This window comes from Streptomyces sp. NPDC048419 (assembly GCF_043200415.1).
In the GTDB taxonomy this organism is placed as follows: domain Bacteria; phylum Actinomycetota; class Actinomycetes; order Streptomycetales; family Streptomycetaceae; genus Streptomyces.
The window spans coordinates 3,642-19,028 of the sequence record NZ_JBICXT010000003.1 but is presented as its reverse complement, the minus strand read 5'-3'; the positions used below and the strand labels follow the sequence as shown (position 1 = coordinate 19,028).

The 15,387-nt window shown below is 71.1% G+C and carries 14 protein-coding genes and 2 rRNA genes (1 of these 16 cut by a window edge); 2 read left to right on the top strand and 14 right to left on the bottom strand.

From position 1 onward, the window contains the following. Positions 1 to 7 precede the first annotated feature (7 nt). The 6 genes from ACGFYN_RS07825 to ACGFYN_RS07800 all read right to left on the bottom strand — a co-directional run bounded on the left by ACGFYN_RS07825 (position 8) and on the right by ACGFYN_RS07800 (position 6,038). On the bottom strand, positions 8 to 1,144 hold the full coding sequence (locus ACGFYN_RS07825; protein WP_393864890.1) for a glycosyltransferase family 4 protein: 1,137 nt from the start codon (positions 1,142 to 1,144) through the stop codon (positions 8 to 10). Positions 1,145 to 1,357: 213 nt separating this feature from the next. Further along, complete coding sequence (locus ACGFYN_RS07820; protein ID WP_393864889.1) at positions 1,358 to 2,122, bottom strand: hypothetical protein; 765 nt, start codon at positions 2,120 to 2,122, stop codon at positions 1,358 to 1,360. Positions 2,123 to 2,165: 43 nt separating this feature from the next. Next, positions 2,166 to 3,884 (bottom strand): DNA repair protein RecN, encoded by a 1,719-nt coding sequence (gene recN / locus ACGFYN_RS07815; RefSeq protein WP_393865318.1) that lies wholly within the window; start codon positions 3,882 to 3,884, stop codon positions 2,166 to 2,168. Positions 3,885 to 4,019: 135 nt separating this feature from the next. Continuing rightward, entirely contained in the window at positions 4,020 to 4,925 is a 906-nt protein-coding gene (locus ACGFYN_RS07810; RefSeq protein WP_393864888.1) for an NAD kinase, read from the bottom strand. Continuing rightward, the gene (locus tag ACGFYN_RS07805; RefSeq protein WP_393864887.1) at positions 4,922 to 5,737 is read right to left on the bottom strand and encodes a TlyA family RNA methyltransferase; all 816 of its coding nucleotides are present in this window, start codon (positions 5,735 to 5,737) and stop codon (positions 4,922 to 4,924) included. Before ACGFYN_RS07805 ends, ACGFYN_RS07810 begins: the two co-directional genes overlap by 4 nt. Before the next feature lie 7 nt (positions 5,738 to 5,744). Further along, entirely contained in the window at positions 5,745 to 6,038 is a 294-nt protein-coding gene (locus tag ACGFYN_RS07800) for a hypothetical protein (protein WP_393864886.1), read from the bottom strand. Positions 6,039 to 6,080: 42 nt separating this feature from the next. On the opposite strand from ACGFYN_RS07800, the gene ACGFYN_RS07795 reads away from it, so the two are divergent. Beyond that, on the top strand, positions 6,081 to 6,428 hold the full coding sequence (locus ACGFYN_RS07795; protein ID WP_393864885.1) for a sterol-binding protein: 348 nt from the start codon (positions 6,081 to 6,083) through the stop codon (positions 6,426 to 6,428). Here the strand turns inward: ACGFYN_RS07795 and ACGFYN_RS07790 are convergent. From ACGFYN_RS07790 to ACGFYN_RS07775, 4 genes are all read right to left on the bottom strand, one after another. Continuing rightward, positions 6,412 to 7,263 (bottom strand): ABC transporter ATP-binding protein, encoded by an 852-nt coding sequence (locus tag ACGFYN_RS07790; RefSeq protein WP_393864884.1) that lies wholly within the window; start codon positions 7,261 to 7,263, stop codon positions 6,412 to 6,414. The genes ACGFYN_RS07795 and ACGFYN_RS07790 overlap by 17 nt on opposite strands. Further along, a complete protein-coding gene (locus ACGFYN_RS07785) occupies positions 7,260 to 8,297 on the bottom strand; it encodes a FecCD family ABC transporter permease (RefSeq protein WP_393864883.1) in 1,038 nt (345 codons plus the stop codon). Before ACGFYN_RS07785 ends, ACGFYN_RS07790 begins: the two co-directional genes overlap by 4 nt. Next, entirely contained in the window at positions 8,294 to 9,337 is a 1,044-nt protein-coding gene (locus ACGFYN_RS07780) for a FecCD family ABC transporter permease (protein WP_393864882.1), read from the bottom strand. Before ACGFYN_RS07780 ends, ACGFYN_RS07785 begins: the two co-directional genes overlap by 4 nt. Positions 9,338 to 9,402: 65 nt before the next feature. Next, complete coding sequence (locus ACGFYN_RS07775; RefSeq protein WP_393864881.1) at positions 9,403 to 10,431, bottom strand: HAD hydrolase-like protein; 1,029 nt, start codon at positions 10,429 to 10,431, stop codon at positions 9,403 to 9,405. A gap of 72 nt (positions 10,432 to 10,503) precedes the next feature. On the opposite strand from ACGFYN_RS07775, the gene ACGFYN_RS07770 reads away from it, so the two are divergent. Beyond that, positions 10,504 to 11,796 (top strand): DUF1015 domain-containing protein, encoded by a 1,293-nt coding sequence (locus ACGFYN_RS07770; protein ID WP_393864880.1) that lies wholly within the window; start codon positions 10,504 to 10,506, stop codon positions 11,794 to 11,796. A 78-nt stretch (positions 11,797 to 11,874) separates the two neighbouring features. Here ACGFYN_RS07770 and ACGFYN_RS07765 read toward each other — a convergent pair whose 3' ends face one another. From ACGFYN_RS07765 to ACGFYN_RS07750, 4 genes are all read right to left on the bottom strand, one after another. Next, entirely contained in the window at positions 11,875 to 12,693 is an 819-nt protein-coding gene (locus ACGFYN_RS07765; RefSeq protein WP_393865317.1) for a hypothetical protein, read from the bottom strand. Further along, positions 12,585 to 13,766 carry a hypothetical protein gene (locus ACGFYN_RS07760; protein WP_393865316.1) on the bottom strand — a complete coding sequence of 394 codons (1,182 nt, stop codon included), beginning with the start codon at positions 13,764 to 13,766 and terminating at the stop codon, positions 12,585 to 12,587. Before ACGFYN_RS07760 ends, ACGFYN_RS07765 begins: the two co-directional genes overlap by 109 nt. A gap of 227 nt (positions 13,767 to 13,993) precedes the next feature. Then, positions 13,994 to 14,110: ribosomal RNA gene (gene rrf / locus ACGFYN_RS07755) — 5S ribosomal RNA — on the bottom strand. Positions 14,111 to 14,214: 104 nt separating this feature from the next. Next, positions 14,215 to 15,387: ribosomal RNA gene (locus ACGFYN_RS07750) — 23S ribosomal RNA — on the bottom strand; it runs 1,796 nt beyond the window's last position.

Below are 15,387 nucleotides of genomic sequence, written 5' to 3'. Positions count from 1 at the left end.
CCGACGGTCAGATCAGTACCCGGGGCTGCGTCAACTCGTCGTAGACGCTCAGCACTTGGGCGACCGTCTCGTCCTCGGTGGGCCAGGTGGCGGCCTGCCTGGTGCCCCTGTCCTTGAGTTCCTCGCACCGGCCGGGGTCGCCGAGGAGCCCGGTGACGGCTTCGGCGAGCGCCTCCGCGTCGCCGTACGGGACGAGTTCGGCGGCGTCGCCGACGAGTTCGGGGATGCCGCCGACACGGGTCGCGACGAGCGGCACGCGCGCGTGCAGGGCCTCCTGCGCGAGGACGGAACGCGACTCCCAACTGCTGGGCAGCAGCGCCACGTCGGCGGCGGCGAGCAGTTGGGCGACATTCTCCCGCCGCCCGATGAGCCGGACCGGCAGCCCTTCGTCCTCGATACGGCGCTGCAGCACGGCCCGCAACGGCCCCTCGCCCGCGATCACCACGAGCGGCACGGGGTCCAGACGCCGCCACACGCGCGTGGCGTCCAGCAGGGTCTCGTAGCCACGGTGCCGGTCGAGGGAGCCGACGGCCATCAGCAACGGGCGCTCGGTGGCGCCGAGTTCGGCCCGGATCTTCAGGCCCGGACGGTCGAGCTCCTCCGCTTCGGGGGACCGGCGCGACACCGGCAGGGCGACGGCGGCGAGCCGCGCGTCCCGCGCTCCCCTGCGGCGGGCCCGGTCCACCAGGTCCGAGGACGCGCCGAGCACCACGGTGGCCGCCTTCACCACCCGGCGCTCCAGGAGGCGCAGCAGATGCGCGCGGGCGCCGTCGGCGTGCGCGCGGTCGTGCCAGGTGACGACGAACGGGGTGCGCCGGCCGCTGAGGGCGAGCGCGGCGCGGAATGAGGCGTGCAGCCCGTGCGCGTGCACGAGGTCGGCGTCGGCGCAGATCGCCCGCAGCGCGGCCACGGCTCCCGGGTCGCTGCTGCGCGGCACGTGCACGTGTTCGGCGCCGGTGCCCGTGAAGTCGTAGGTGCGATCGGCCTCGGCGGGGGCGCACACGGTGACCCGCACGCCGCGCGCGACCAGACCCGAGGCCAGCGAGCGCACGTGCGCGCTGCTGCGGGCGTTGCCGCCGCCCAGCACCTGCACGGTGCGCAGCGACGACTGGCCGTGCGGTGAGTGGCTGCTCACGAGGCTCACGTGGCCGGGGCTCCTGGTTCGGCGTCGGGCGGTCACGACGAAAGTACAGAAGGAACGAGCGGAGGGGGTGTACCGCGCGGTTTCCTCCACGTACGACGTCAAGGATGCCAGCACGCACGGGTGTTCCGGCAACGTGGACGCGATACGGAGGCCGCGTGACGGTGGGGTTGGTCACTCACACGAGTGAAGAGAGGGCATGTACCGGCGCACGCGTCACTCCATGCTCAGCGACCGCGCCGCCTCGCTCACTTTGTCGCCGTAAGCGGCCGCCGTGACGAACGCCACGGCGTGGGCGAGCATTCCGGCGCGCCCGTTGCTCGCCACGACAGCGGTGCCCAGCGCCGCACCCAGCGCGTGCGCGCCGGTGTCGCCGAGCATCGTGCGCTCGCCCAGATCGTCGGGCAGGACGGCCGCGGCCGCGCCCATGGTGACCGCGGCCAGTTCCGCGCCGGGACCGGAACGCAGCAGTCCCGGTGCCCCGAGCGCGACCACCGCTCCGGCGGCCGTCCCCGGCCGTACGTCCACGAGGTTCACGAAGTGGGCCGCCCCGGCGATCACGATTCCCGCGAGCACCTTGTCCACGACCCGCTCCTTGAGCAGCGCGCCGGCGACCAGCCCCGCCGCGGAGATCCCGAAGAGCTTGACCGCGCCGCTGGTGACCTCGCCGTCCCGGAGCGCGCAGAGATGGTCGCGGAACCCGCGCCGGGGGTCACCGGCGCCTGCCACGTCGTCGTAGGCCCCGCAGACCCCGGCCGTGAGCACCGCGAACCCGGCGGCGGGCCGCACCCGCGCGGCCCCGGCCGCGGCGGCCAGACCGGCAGCGGGCCCGGCGTAGAGCGCGACGGTCCGCCCCGCGTGGTTCTTCCGCTCCCAACGCCCGCGGCCCCCCGGGGCGTTGGCCCGCAGCCCGGCCATTCCCGCACGGGTGAGGGTGGCGGCGAGTGCGAACGATCTTGTTCTCCTTGCACGGTTGGCCATCCGGCCACCCTAGTCCGTGGGCCCGGGCGGCCGGACTCCCGTCCTAACCGTCCGCCCTGGCCGTGGCCAGCAGCTCCTCCGCGTGCGCCCGGGCCGTCTCCGAGTCCTCCTGGCCGGCCAGCATGCGCGACAGCTCGCGCACCCGCTCCTCGCCCTCCAGGACCTTCACGCCGGACCGCGTCACGGACCCGTCGTTGGTCTTCTCGACCAGCAGCTGCCGGTCGGCGAAGGCGGCCACCTGCGGAAGGTGTGTGACGACCACGACCTGCGCGCTCTTCGCCAGTCGCGCGAGGCGGCGCCCGATCTCGACCGCCGCCTTGCCGCCGACACCGGCGTCGACCTCGTCGAAGAGGTACGTCGGTACGGGGTCCGTCCCGGCGAACACGACCTCGACGGCGAGCATCACGCGCGACAGCTCACCGCCGGAGGCGCCCTTGGCGATCGGCCGCGGCGGTGCGCCGGGGTGCGGGGCGAGCAGCAGCTCGACCTCGTCGGCGCCGGACGGCCCGTAGACGACGGTGCGTCCGCCGACCTCCACGCCCTCCGGGTCCTCGGTCTGCCGGATCTCGAAGGACACGCGCGCGTGCGGCATGGCGAGCGAGGCCAGTTCGGCCGTCACGGCCGCCGCGAACCGCTCGGCCGCCTCCGCCCGCCTGTCCGTCAACGCCTGGGCCAGCCCGCCCAGTTCGCTGCGCAGCGCGTCCCGCTCCGCGGTCAGTTCCGCGATCCGCTCGTCGTCGCTGTCCAGCTGGGTCAGCCGCGTCGCACTCTGCTCGGCCCAGGCCAGCACCGAGGCGACGTCCTCGCCGTACTTCCGCGTCAACGCGCCCAGCGCGGCGCGCCGTTCCTCAACTGCCGCCAGCCGCAGGGGATCCGCGTCCAGGTCGTCGGCGTACCCCGCCAACTCCCCGGCGACGTCGCCCAGAAGGATCCCGATCTCGCCGATGCGGTCCGCCAGCGCCGACAGCGCCGGGTCGTGCGAGCGCACGGCCTCCAGCGCCCGCTGGGCGCCCGCGACGAGCGTGGCGGCGTCGATGCCCTCGGGGTCCTCGGGATTCCCGGCGAGCGCGGCGTGCGCGGCAGTGGCGGCCGACGACAGCGCCTCCGCGTGCCCGAGCCGCTCGGCCTCCTCCGCCAGCTCCACGTCCTCGCCGGTCCGCGGCTCCACACCGGCGATCTCGTCGAGGCCGTAGCGCAGCATGTCGGCCTCCTGGGCCCGCTCACGCGCGCGCGTGACGATCTCCTCCAGCTCGACGGAGACGGCCCGCAGCCGCCGGTACGCCTCGCCGTACTTCGCCAGCGGCCCCGCGACGGCCTCCCCGGCGTACCGGTCGAGCGCCTGCCGCTGCCGCGTCAGCTTCAGCAGCCCCTGCTGATCGGTCTGCCCGTGCACGGCCACCAGATCGTCGGCGAGCTCGGCCAGCAGCCCGACCGGAACGCTGCGCCCGCCCACGTGCGCCCGCGACCGCCCCTCGGCGGAGACGGTACGGCTGATCAGCAGCGCCCCGTCGTCCAGCTCGGCCCCCGCCTCCTCGGCGCGTACGCCGGCCGAGGAGCCCGTGGGAACGGCGATCCGCCCTTCCACCACGGCCCTGTCGGCCCCGATCCGCACGAGCGCAGCGTCCGCCCGTCCACCCAGCAACAGCCCGAGGCTGGTGACGACCATGGTCTTGCCCGCGCCCGTCTCACCGGTGACGGCGGTGAACCCGGGCGACAGTTCGACGACCGCGTCGTCGATGACTCCGAGCGACCGTATCCGCATCTCTTCCAGCACGGCTACGACCTTACGAGGTCGGCACCGGGAAGTGCGACGGCCCCCGTCCCCGTTGTGTGAAGGTGCAGGTGACGAATGCACATCGACAGCACATTGTCACCCACCCGAGTGCAGGGCTTCCGACTAGTGAGGCGCACCGCGCCACCCGGAGACCGGCAGCGCGAACTTCGCAACCAGCCGATCCGTGAACGACGCGTGATGCAGCCGGGCCAGCCGCACCGGCACGGCACCCCGCCGCACCTCCACCCGCGCCCCGGGCGGCAACTCGACCGTCCGCCGCCCGTCACACCACAGGACCCCGGGCGGAACATGGGGCAGCACTTCCACGGCCAGCACGGAGTCCGGCGAGGTGACCAACGGCTTCGCGAACAGCGCGTGCGCCGAGATGGGCACCATCAGCAGCGCCTCGACCTCGGGCCACACCACCGGCCCGCCCGCGGAGAACGCGTACGCGGTGGACCCGGTGGGCGTCGACAGCACGATCCCGTCGCAGCCGAATCCGGTGACCGGCCGCCCGTCGATCTCCAGCACGACCTCGAGCAGCTTCTCGGCGGACACCTTCTGCACGGCCGCCTCGTTCAGCGCCCAGTCCGTGTGCACGATGTCGCCGTTGCGGTGCACGACGACGTCGACGGTCATCCGCTCCTCGACCTCGTACGCCTTCGTCACCACCCGGTCGACGACCTTGTCGAGGTCGTCCCGCTCGGCCTCCGCGAGGAACCCGACCCGCCCGAGGTTGACGCCGAGCATGGGCACCCCGGAGGCCCGGGCGAACTCGGCGCCGCGCAGCAGCGTCCCGTCGCCGCCCAGCACGATCAGCAGCTCGCATCCGTCGAGGCACTGCGGAGTGGCCTCCTTGACCAGCTTCACCTCCTCGGGCAGCGGCAGGTCGCGCGCCTCGTACTCCAGGACGCGCACGCCGATGCCCTCGCGCAGCAGCCCCTTCACGACCAGTTCGGCACTGCGGATGGCCGCGGGCCGCCCTGTGTGGGCGAGCAGGAAAACAGTACGAGCTCGGTTCGGTGTCAACGCGGCCCCTCCGCCACTGCACGGTCTACGTCGGCCGGGTCCAGTTCGGGTGCCCCGGCCCGCAGCCACAGAAAGTACTCGACATTCCCGGACGGGCCGGGCAGCGGGCTGGCGGTGACACCCCGCACCCCGAGCCCGAGCTCCGACGCCTTGTGAGCCACTCCCCGCACGGCCTCCGCCCGCAGCTGCGGACTCCGTACGACTCCCCCGCTGCCCAGCCGTTCCTTCCCCACCTCGAACTGCGGCTTGACCATCATCACCAGGTCGGCGTCCGGCTTCACGCACCGCACCAGGGCAGGCAGTACCAGGCCGAGCGGGATGAAGGACAGATCCCCCACGACAAGATCCACAGGCTCTCCATCGATCGCTTCGAGCGTCAACTCGCGTACGTTCGTACGGTCCTTGACGGTGACGCGTTCATCGCTCTGCAGAGTCCAGGCGAGTTGTCCGTATCCGACGTCGACGGCGACGACGTGCGCGGCCCCCGCCCGCAGCAGGACGTCCGTGAAGCCACCGGTCGACGCGCCGGCGTCGAGCGCCCGCCGTCCCCCGACGACGAGCCCCAGCGGCGCGAAGGCCGCCAGCGCGCCCGCGAGCTTGTGGCCGCCGCGGGAGACGTAGTCGGGATCGCTGTCGTCGGTGGAGACGACGATCGCCGCCGCTGTCTCCACCTGCGTGGCCGGCTTGGTCGCCACTGTCTTGTCGACTTTGACCCGCCCCGCGGCGATCAGCTGGCTCGCTTGCTCGCGCGAGCGCGCGAGCTTGCGGCGCACCAGCTCCGCGTCCAGACGGCGACGTGCGACTCCTGCCACGTTCGGTTCAGCTCCTGTGTTGTCCGTACGACGGTGAGGGGGCCGCGGGTCCCGGGCGGGCGTCGAGCGCGGTGAGCGTGTCGCGCAGCCCCCGGTGTACATCCTCGTACACCTCGACGTGTCCGTCGGTGGCGAGGTGGTCGGCGTCGCCGAGCCGCTCGAGCTGCGCGTCGACCTCGGCGTTGCCGGTCGGGGTGCGGGGCACGTTCAGCGGGGCCGGGGCGGCGGGGTCGTGATCGGGCCCGGCCTCGACCTCGGCCGTCTCGTCCCCCGCGGTGGCCTCGGGCACAGTGTCGCTCATGCCCAGACGCTACCCCGAAGGCCTGGGGTACCGTCGATCTCGATGGCCACGATCGAAGAATGCCGCGCCGCACTCGAAAAGCTCTCGGACAACATGAACCGCGCCGAAGGGGACGTCCGCACGGCCGCCTCCCTGGACCGCTCGGTGAGCTGCCTGATCACCGACCTCGACGTCACGTTCATCGGCAGGATGACCGGTGGCCGGATCGTGGTGCAGGACACGATCCAGGGCCCTCCGCGGGAGAAGGCCCAGATCCGGCTGACCATGAAGGGCGACGACCTGGTCGCGATGGTCGCCGGCGAGCTCAACTTCGCACGGGCCTGGGGCGCGGGCCGGGTGAAGCTGGAGGCCGGCCTGCGCGACCTGTTCCTGCTCAGGAAGCTGCTGTAGCGGCCCGGGCCTTGCGCGCCGCCGGCACGACCAGCGGCGTTCCCGTCTCCGGGTCGTCGATGATCTGGCAGCGCAGTCCGAAGACCTCCTCGACCAGCCCGGCCGTGACGATGTCCTTCGGCGTCCCCTCGGCGACGACCCGTCCCTCGCGCAGCGCGATGAGGTGGGTGGCGTACCGCGCGGCGTGGTTGAGGTCGTGCAGCACGGCGACCAGCGTGCGGCCCTGTTCCTCGTGCAGCTCGGCGCAGAGGTCGAGGACGTCGATCTGGTGGTGGATGTCGAGGTAGGTCGTCGGCTCGTCGAGCAGCAGCAGCGGCGTCTGCTGGGCGAGCGCCATGGCGATCCACACGCGCTGCCGCTGACCGCCGGACAATTCGTCGACATAGCGATCGGCGAGTTCGGCGACCCCGGTCTGCGCCATCGACTCCTGTACGACCCGCTCGTCCTCGCCCGACCACTGGCGCAGGACGCCCTGATGCGGGTAGCGGCCGCGCCCCACCAGGTCGGCGACGGTGATGCCGTCGGGCGCGATCGACGACTGAGGCAGCAGGCCCAGCGTCCGCGCGACCTTCTTCGCCGGCATCGACTGGATGACCTGCCCGTCGAGGAGCACTCGCCCGCTGCTCGGCTTCAGCATGCGCGAAAGGGCCCGCAGCAATGTCGACTTGCCGCACGCGTTCGGGCCGACGATCACCGTGAAGGAGTTGTCCGGGATCTCCACCGAGAGCTGCTCGGCGATGACCCGCTGGTCGTAGGCGAGGGTGACGTTCTCGGCGGACAGGCGGTTCACTGTGCTCCTTCGGGTGTTCGTGTCCGGCTTCGTGGGGGCGCTCATATCCGGCCCGCCTTGCGTTCGGCGACCAGCAGCCACAGCAGATAGACGCCACCGAGGACTCCGGTGACCACGCCCACGGGCAGCTGGTCGGCGCCGAAGATCCGCTGCGAGGCCCAGTCGGCGGTGACCAGCAGGGCGGCGCCCATGCACAGGGACGACAGCAGATTGGGGCCCGGCGAGCGGGTCAGGCGGCGGGCGAGCTGCGGCGCCGTGAGCGCCACGAAGCTGACGGGTCCCGCGGCGGCGGTCGCGGTCGCGGTGAGCAGTACGGCGGCCACCATCAGCAGCGCCCGTACGCGCTCCACGCGCACCCCGAGCGCGTTCGACACGTCGTCGCCCATCTCCATCAGACGCAGCCCGCGCGCGTTGGCGAGGACGAGCGGGACGAGCACGGCGCACAGCGCGAGCAGCGGCCAGACCTGGTCCCAGTCACGGCCGCTGAGGGAGCCGGTCATCCAGACGACCGCGCGGGCGGCGTCGACGATGTCGGACACCGTGAGCAGATAGCCGTTGACCGCCGTGACGATCGCGGAGACGCCGATGCCGACCAGGACCAGCCGGTAGCCGTGCACGCCCCGCTTCCAGGCGAGCAGATAGATGGCGAGCCCGGTCGCCAGCCCGCCCACCAGCGCGCCGATGGTGACCTGGGCGGCGCTGCCGGAGAACAGCACGATCATCACGAGCGCCCCGGCCGTCGCGCCCTGTCCGAGGCCGAGTACGTCCGGGCTGCCGAGCGGATTGCGGGTGACGGCCTGGAACAGCGCGCCGCCGAGCCCGAGCGAGGCGCCGACCAGCAGCCCGACCAGGACGCGTGGCAGACGCAGCTCGTCGACGATGAACTCCTGCCCCGCATTGCCGTTCCCGGCCAGGGTCTTGAGCACGTCGCCGGCCGAGATCGGGAAGTCGCCGGTGCCGATCAGCAGAACACTCGCGGCGAGTGCGGCGAGCAGCAGCACGGCGACCGCGACGGCGGCCCGGACGTCCAGGCGCACCGAAAGCCCGCCCGGGGGCCTCACTACACGGTTGCTCTTCACAGCTGCGCCGTCCTCCGCCGTCGTACCAGAAAGATGAAGACCGGCCCGCCGATGATCGCGGTGATGATGCCGACCTGCAGCTCCGAGGGGCGGGCGACGGTCCGGCCGAGCACGTCGGCGCCGAGCAGCAGCACGGGCGACAGAATCGCGGCGTACGGCAGGATCCAGCGCAGGTCGGGGCCGGTGAAGGACCGTACGACGTGCGGAACCATCAGCCCGACGAAGGCGATTGGCCCGCAGGCCGCAGTCGCCGCCCCGCACAGCATGGTCGCGGCGAGCATGGACAGCGCCCGGGTGCGGTTCAGGTTGGCGCCGAGCGCCTTGGCGGTGTCGTCGCCCATGGCCACGGCGTTGAGCGGCCGCGCGAGCACGAGGGAGAGGACCGTGCCTGCCGCGATGAACGGCAGCACCTGCAGGGTGGTCGAGTTGGTCGCCGAGGCGAGCGAACCGACCGTCCAGAAGCGCATCTTGTTGAGCGCCGCCTCGTCCGTGATCATCACGGCCTGCAGATAGCCGTAGAGGGCGGCGCTGATGGCGGTGCCGGCGAGCGCGAGCCGCACCGGCGTCGCGCTCCGGCTGCCGCCGAGGAACCACACCAGGGCACCCACGGCGGCCGCTCCGACGAAGGCGAACCACACATAGCCGTTGAGGCTCGTGACGCCGAAGTACGTGATGGCGGTGACGACCGCGGCCGAGGCACCCGCGTTGATGCCGAGCAGACCGGGATCGGCCAGCGGGTTGCGGGTGAGCGCCTGGAGGACCGCGCCGGAGAGCCCGAGCGCCACGCCGGCGAGCAGTCCGAGGGCGGTCCGCGCCAGTCTCTCGTCCACGACGACGTCGCCGTACGTCCCCGTGTCCTGGAACAGTCCGTGCCAGACCTGTTCCGGAGAGAGCTCTTTCGCGCCGATCGCGATGCTCGCCAATGCGACGAGCGCCAGGACGACGAGAGCGACGAGGAGCCCAATGGCTCGTATCGCCCGGCGGGTTGGGGGCGCGGGGGCGGTCTCCGCGCGCTCTTCGGGAGGACTGTCGACCAACACGTAGTTAGGTTAGCCTACCCTCGCATCCCCCTTCGATGGGCGGGCCGCCGCACCGGCCGGACGGCTCACAACTCCAGTCGCGCCAGCGCCTTCCCCGCATCCAGCTCGCACACGCCGTCCCCGGCCGCCGTCCAGGCCGCCGCGCACAGCGCCCGCAGGCCGTCCAGAGCCGCACCGTCACCCTCCAGTTCCAGCCGGTCCGAGGCCGCCGTCGCCGTCCAGCCGCCGCACCGGAAGCCGTCTCCCGCCTCGGTGACCTCCGGCTGTCCCGCGAGCATGCCGCGCAGATCGGCGCCGACGTACGTCGGCCGGTGCTGCGGCGGCGCGGCGAGCAGCTGCGCGCCGTCGGTGACACCGGTCAGGACGAGCAGCGAGTCCACCTCGCCGTTGAACGCCCCCTCGATGTCCGTGTCCAGCCGGTCCCCGACCACCAGCGGCCGCTCGGCGCCCGTCCGCAGGATCGTCTCCCGGTGCATGGGCGGCAACGGCTTGCCCGCGACCTGCGGTTCGGCACCCGTCGCAATGCGCACGACCTCCACCGCGGCGCCGTTTCCCGGCGCGATCCCGCGTCCGCTGGGGATCGTCAGGTCGGTGTTGGACGCGTACCACGGCACCCCGCGCGCCACCGCGTAGCTCGCCTCGGCGAACCGTCCCCACGGCAGCTCGGGCCCGCCGAATCCCTGCACCACCGCCGCCGGATCGTCGTCCGCGGACTCGACGGGCTCCAGCCCGCGCTCCCGCAGGGCGACCCGCAGCCCCTCGCCGCCGATGACCAGCACCCGCGACCCCGCCGGCACCTGCTCGCTGATCAGCCGCGCGACCGCCTGCGCGGAGGTGATGACGTCCTCGGCACCGGTCGGTATCCCCAGCTCGGTCAGGTGGTCGGCCACCGAGCCCGGCGTCCGCAGGGCGTTGTTGGTGACGTAGGCGAGATGCATCCCGCCCGCCCTGGCCCTCTCCAGCGACTCGACGGCGTGCTCGATGGCGTGGCCCCCCGCGTACACCACCCCGTCCAGGTCGAGCAGCGCCGTGTCGTACGCCTCGCTCAGGGCCTGGCCACTGCCCTCGGGCCTCGTCCTGACGCTCTGGCTCATTCCACATCGCTCCTCGTTCGACGGCTTTCCCCCGATCATCCCTCACGCCTCTGACACACGTACGATGCCGGGATGAACACAGCAGGTCACTCGGAAGCAACGGCGCGCCGAGGCCTGGAACTCACCCCGTTCCGAGGCCTTCGTTACGACCCGGACCGGGTCGGCAGCCTGGCCGCCGTGACATCGCCGCCGTACGACGTCGTCGTACGACCCGACGGCCTGCACCACCTCCAGTCAGCGGACCCGTACAACATCGTCCGCCTGATCCTGCCGCAGGCCCCGACGGCCGGCGCCCGCAACGAGCAGGCGTCGGACACCCTGCGCCGCTGGCAGTCCGAGGGAGTCCTGGCCACCGACCCGGAACCCGGCCTGTACGTCTACGAGCAGCGCGACGGCGACGGCATGCTCCAGCGCGGCATCATCGGTGCCCTGCGCGTCTCGGACCCGTCGGAGGGCGTGGTGCTGCCGCACGAGGACGTCATGCCGCACGTGGTCGCCGACCGCGCGGACCTGATGCGCGCCACCTCCGCGAACCTCGAACCGCTGCTCCTGACCTACCGCGGCGACGGCTCGATTTCCTCCACCGCCGAGCTCGTGGAACGCGTCGCCGGCCAACCGCCGCTCCTCGCCACCACCACCGAGGACGGCTACAGCCACCGCCTGTGGTCGATCACCGACCCGGCCGACCTCGCCCGCGTCCAGTCCGACCTGGCCCAGCACCAGGCGCTGATCGCCGACGGCCACCACCGCTGGGCGACGTATCGCCGGCTGCGCACGGAGCACGACTCCCCGAGCCCCTGGGACTACGGCCTCGTCCTGCTCGTCGACACGGCCCGCTACCCGCTGCGCGTCCGAGCCATCCACCGCCTTCTGCACGGCGTGCCGGTCGCCGACGCGCTCGCCGCCCTGAAGGGCCGGTTCCGTATACAGCACCTGCCGGTGTCCCTCCCGGAAGCCCTGGGGGCACTGGCGGACAGCGCGTGCGCCGGCAACGCGTTCCTGCTGGCGGGCGACGGCGCCTTCCACCTGGTCGACCGCCCGGACCCGGACCTCCTGGCCCGTACGATCCCCGTCGAGCGCCCCGTCGCCTGGCGCACCCTGGATGCGACAGTCCTGCACTCCACACTCCTGGACCACGTCTGGGACATCCCGGAGGACGACCCGGCCCGCATCGCCTACATCCACGACACGGCGGCCACGGTCGAGAAGGCCGAACGCGACGGCGGCACCGCCGTCCTGCTGCACCCGGTCCGCGAGGAGGTCGTCCGCGACCTGGCCCGCCAGGGCGTGACGATGCCCCGCAAATCGACGTCGTTCGGCCCGAAGCCGGCGTCGGGACTGGTACTGCGCACGCTGGGCCGCTGAACGAACCGAGCCGCGGACAGGGGTCCCAGACATACGAAAGGGGCGGGACCACATGGTCCCGCCCCTTCGCACTACGGATCAGTCTTTGTCGTCGTCGACCTCGGTGTCGGTGTCGGTGTCGACCTCGGTGTCGACGTCCGCCTCGGCCTTCGTGGCGTCGAGGTCCTCGGCCTCTCCGGCCTGTCCGACCTGTCCGCTCTCGTCACTCTCGTCACTCGCGTCGAAAGCGTCGACGAACTCCACGCCGTCCAGCTCGGCGAGCCGGTCCGAGGCGTCCGTGCTGCCGTCCTTGTCGGCCTCCACGGCCTTCGCGAACCACTCCCGCGCCTCGGCTTCACGATCGGCGGCGAGCAGCGCGTCGGCGTACGCGTACCGCAGCCGCGCGGTCCACGGCTGCATGGAGTTGGAGGCGAGCTCGGGGCTCTGCAGGGTCACGATGGCCGCGTCCAGCTGCCCCATGTCACGCCGGGCGCCGGCCGCGACGAGCCGCATCTCGACCTGCCCGGACTTGTCCAGCTTCTGCACCTCGGCCGCCCCGGCCATGTCAAGCGCCTTCTCCGGCCGCCCGAGCCCACGCTCGCAGTCGGCCATCACGGGCCACAGCTCCACGCTGCCGGTCATCCGCCGCGCGGCGCGGAACTCGGCCAGCGCCTCGGAGTACTTCTGGTTCGCGTACGCGGCGAACCCGGCCGCCTCACGTACGGCGGCGACGCGCGAGGCCAGCCGCAGAGCGATCCTGGAGTAGGCGTAGGCGCCCTCGGGGTCCTCGTCGATGAGCCGGGCGACCATCACCAGGTTCTTGGCGACGTCCTCCGCGAGCGTCTTCGGCAGGCTCTGCAGCTCCTGCCGTACGTCCTTGTCGATCTCGTCGCCGGTGACGTCCTCGGGGATCGGCAGCCGCTTGATCGGCTCCCGGTCCCGGTCACGGTCCCTGTCCCGGGGCCGCTCGTCACGGAACCTGCCCCCGCCATCGCGCCGGTCGTCACGCCCACGGAAGCCACCGGGACGTCCACCCCGGTCGTCACGCCGGGGACCGCCGCGACCACCACGGTCGTCACGCCCGCGGAACCCACCGCGCTCGCCCCGGTTGTCGTCACGCCGGAAGCCACCACGGTCCCCGTCACGACGCTCACCACGGTCATCCCGGCGGTCATCACGACGGTCGTCGCGACGGTACGGCGGGCGGTCCCCACGGTCGTCACGGCGGTCGTCACGACGGTCATCGCGGCGGAAGGACGGGCGGTCGCCGCGGTCGTCACGACGGTCATCACGGCGGTCGTCCCGACGGAAGGACGGGCGGTCGCCACGATCGTCGCGCCGGTCGTCCCGACGGAAGGACGGGCGGTCGCCACGGTCATCACGGCGGAAGGACGGGCGGTCACCGCGGTCATCACGGCGGAAGCCACGGTCGCGGTCGTCACGACGGTCATCGCGCCGGTCGTCGCGGCGGTCGTCACGGCGGAACGCGGGACGGTCACCGCGATCGTCGCGCCGGAAGGGCGGACGGTCCCCACGGTCGTCCCGACGCGGACCGCGGTCACCGCGGTCATCGCCACGGAAGCCACGGTCGCGGTCGTCCCTGCGGTCATCGCGCCGGTCGTCACGACGGTCATCGCGCCGGCCGTAGCCACCCCGGTCGGGCCCGGTCCGCCGGTCGTCCCTACGGCCGTAGCCACCACCCCGGTTGTCGTCGCGCCGGAAGCCACCGCGATCGCTGTCGCGACGCTCGCCACGGTCGTCACGGCGGTCATCACGCCGGTCGTCACGGCGGAACGCGGGACGGTCACCGCGATCGTCACGCCGGAAGGGCGGACGATCCCCACGGTCGTCCCGACGCGGACCGCGGTCACGGTCGTCGCGCTGGAAGGCCGGACGGCCACCACGGTCGCCCTCGCGTCGGTCGTCACGCCGGTTGTCGTCACGCCGGCCGTACCCGCCACCGCGGTTGTCGTCACGACGGTTGTCGTCACGACGGTCGTCCCGGCGGTCGTCGCGACGGAAACCACCGCGGTTGCCGCGGTAGCCGCCACGCTCGCCGCGGTCCCCACTGTCCCGTCGCCGCTGGTCGCGCTCCGGTCGATCCTCGGGAGAGTTGGTGGACATCGGTGACTCCTGTCTTCGGTACCGCAAGCATTGTAAAAACAAAAGGACCCCTGGTCCCAGCTGAACGCTGGGACCAGGGGTCCTTCCAAAGATTGTTCGGCGGCGTCCTACTCTCCCACAGGGTCCCCCCTGCAGTACCATCGGCGCTGTAAGGCTTAGCTTCCGGGTTCGAAATGTAACCGGGCGTTTCCCTCACGCTATAACCACCGAAACCCTAATGGTTTCGAGCGAACAAGCACACTCTTTAGTTATGCGTTCTGCTCAAAGCCGACAACGGTCGTTGCCTCAGAACTAACACAGTGGACGCGAGCAACTGAGGACAAGCCCTCGGCCTATTAGTACCGGTCACCTCCACCAGTTACCTGGCTTCCAGATCCGGCCTATCAACCCAGTCGTCTACTGGGAGCCTTACCCCATCAAGTGGGTGGGAGTCCTCATCTCGAAGCAGGCTTCCCGCTTAGATGCTTTCAGCGGTTATCCCTCCCGAACGTAGCCAACCAGCCATGCCCTTGGCAGGACAACTGGCACACCAGAGGTTCGTCCGTCCCGGTCCTCTCGTACTAGGGACAGCCCTTCTCAAGACTCCTACGCGCACAGCGGATAGGGACCGAACTGTCTCACGACGTTCTAAACCCAGCTCGCGTACCGCTTTAATGGGCGAACAGCCCAACCCTTGGGACCGACTCCAGCCCCAGGATGCGACGAGCCGACATCGAGGTGCCAAACCATCCCGTCGATATGGACTCTTGGGGAAGATCAGCCTGTTATCCCCGGGGTACCTTTTATCCGTTGAGCGACGGCGCTTCCACAAGCCACCGCCGGATCACTAGTCCCGACTTTCGTCCCTGCTCGACCCGTCGGTCTCACAGTCAAGCTCCCTTGTGCACTTACACTCAACACCTGATTGCCAACCAGGCTGAGGGAACCTTTGGGCGCCTCCGTTACTCTTTAGGAGGCAACCGCCCCAGTTAAACTACCCATCAGACACTGTCCCTGATCCGGATCACGGACCCAGGTTAGACATCCAGCACGACCAGACTGGTATTTCAACGGCGACTCACCGCGAACTGGCGTCCGCGTTTCAAAGTCTCCCAGCTATCCTACACAAGCCGAACCGAACACCAATATCAAACTGTAGTAAAGGTCCCGGGGTCTTTCCGTCCTGCTGCGCGAAACGAGCATCTTTACTCGTAGTGCAATTTCACCGGGCCTATGGTTGAGACAGTCGAGAAGTCGTTACGCCATTCGTGCAGGTCGGAACTTACCCGACAAGGAATTTCGCTACCTTAGGATGGTTATAGTTACCACCGCCGTTTACTGGCGCTTAAGTTCTCAGCTTCGCCCGACCGAAATCGGACTAACCGGTCCCCTTAACGTTCCAGCACCGGGCAGGCGTCAGTCCGTATACATCGCCTTACGGCTTCGCACGGACCTGTGTTTTTAGTAAACAGTCGCTTCTCGCTGGTCTCTGCGGCCACCCCCAGCTCG

Coding starts and splice junctions, on each gene's coding strand:
- ACGFYN_RS07820 (WP_393864889.1), bottom strand. CDS start 2,122: ATGGCCAACCGTGCAAGGAGAACAAGATCGTTCGCACTCGCCGCCACC.
- ACGFYN_RS07770 (WP_393864880.1), top strand. CDS start 10,504: ATGAACACAGCAGGTCACTCGGAAGCAACGGCGCGCCGAGGCCTGGAA.
- recN (WP_393865318.1), bottom strand. CDS start 3,884: ATGCGGATACGGTCGCTCGGAGTCATCGACGACGCGGTCGTCGAACTG.
- ACGFYN_RS07790 (WP_393864884.1), bottom strand. CDS start 7,263: ATGAGCGCCCCCACGAAGCCGGACACGAACACCCGAAGGAGCACAGTG.
- ACGFYN_RS07795 (WP_393864885.1), top strand. CDS start 6,081: ATGGCCACGATCGAAGAATGCCGCGCCGCACTCGAAAAGCTCTCGGAC.
- ACGFYN_RS07775 (WP_393864881.1), bottom strand. CDS start 10,431: ATGAGCCAGAGCGTCAGGACGAGGCCCGAGGGCAGTGGCCAGGCCCTG.
- ACGFYN_RS07800 (WP_393864886.1), bottom strand. CDS start 6,038: ATGAGCGACACTGTGCCCGAGGCCACCGCGGGGGACGAGACGGCCGAG.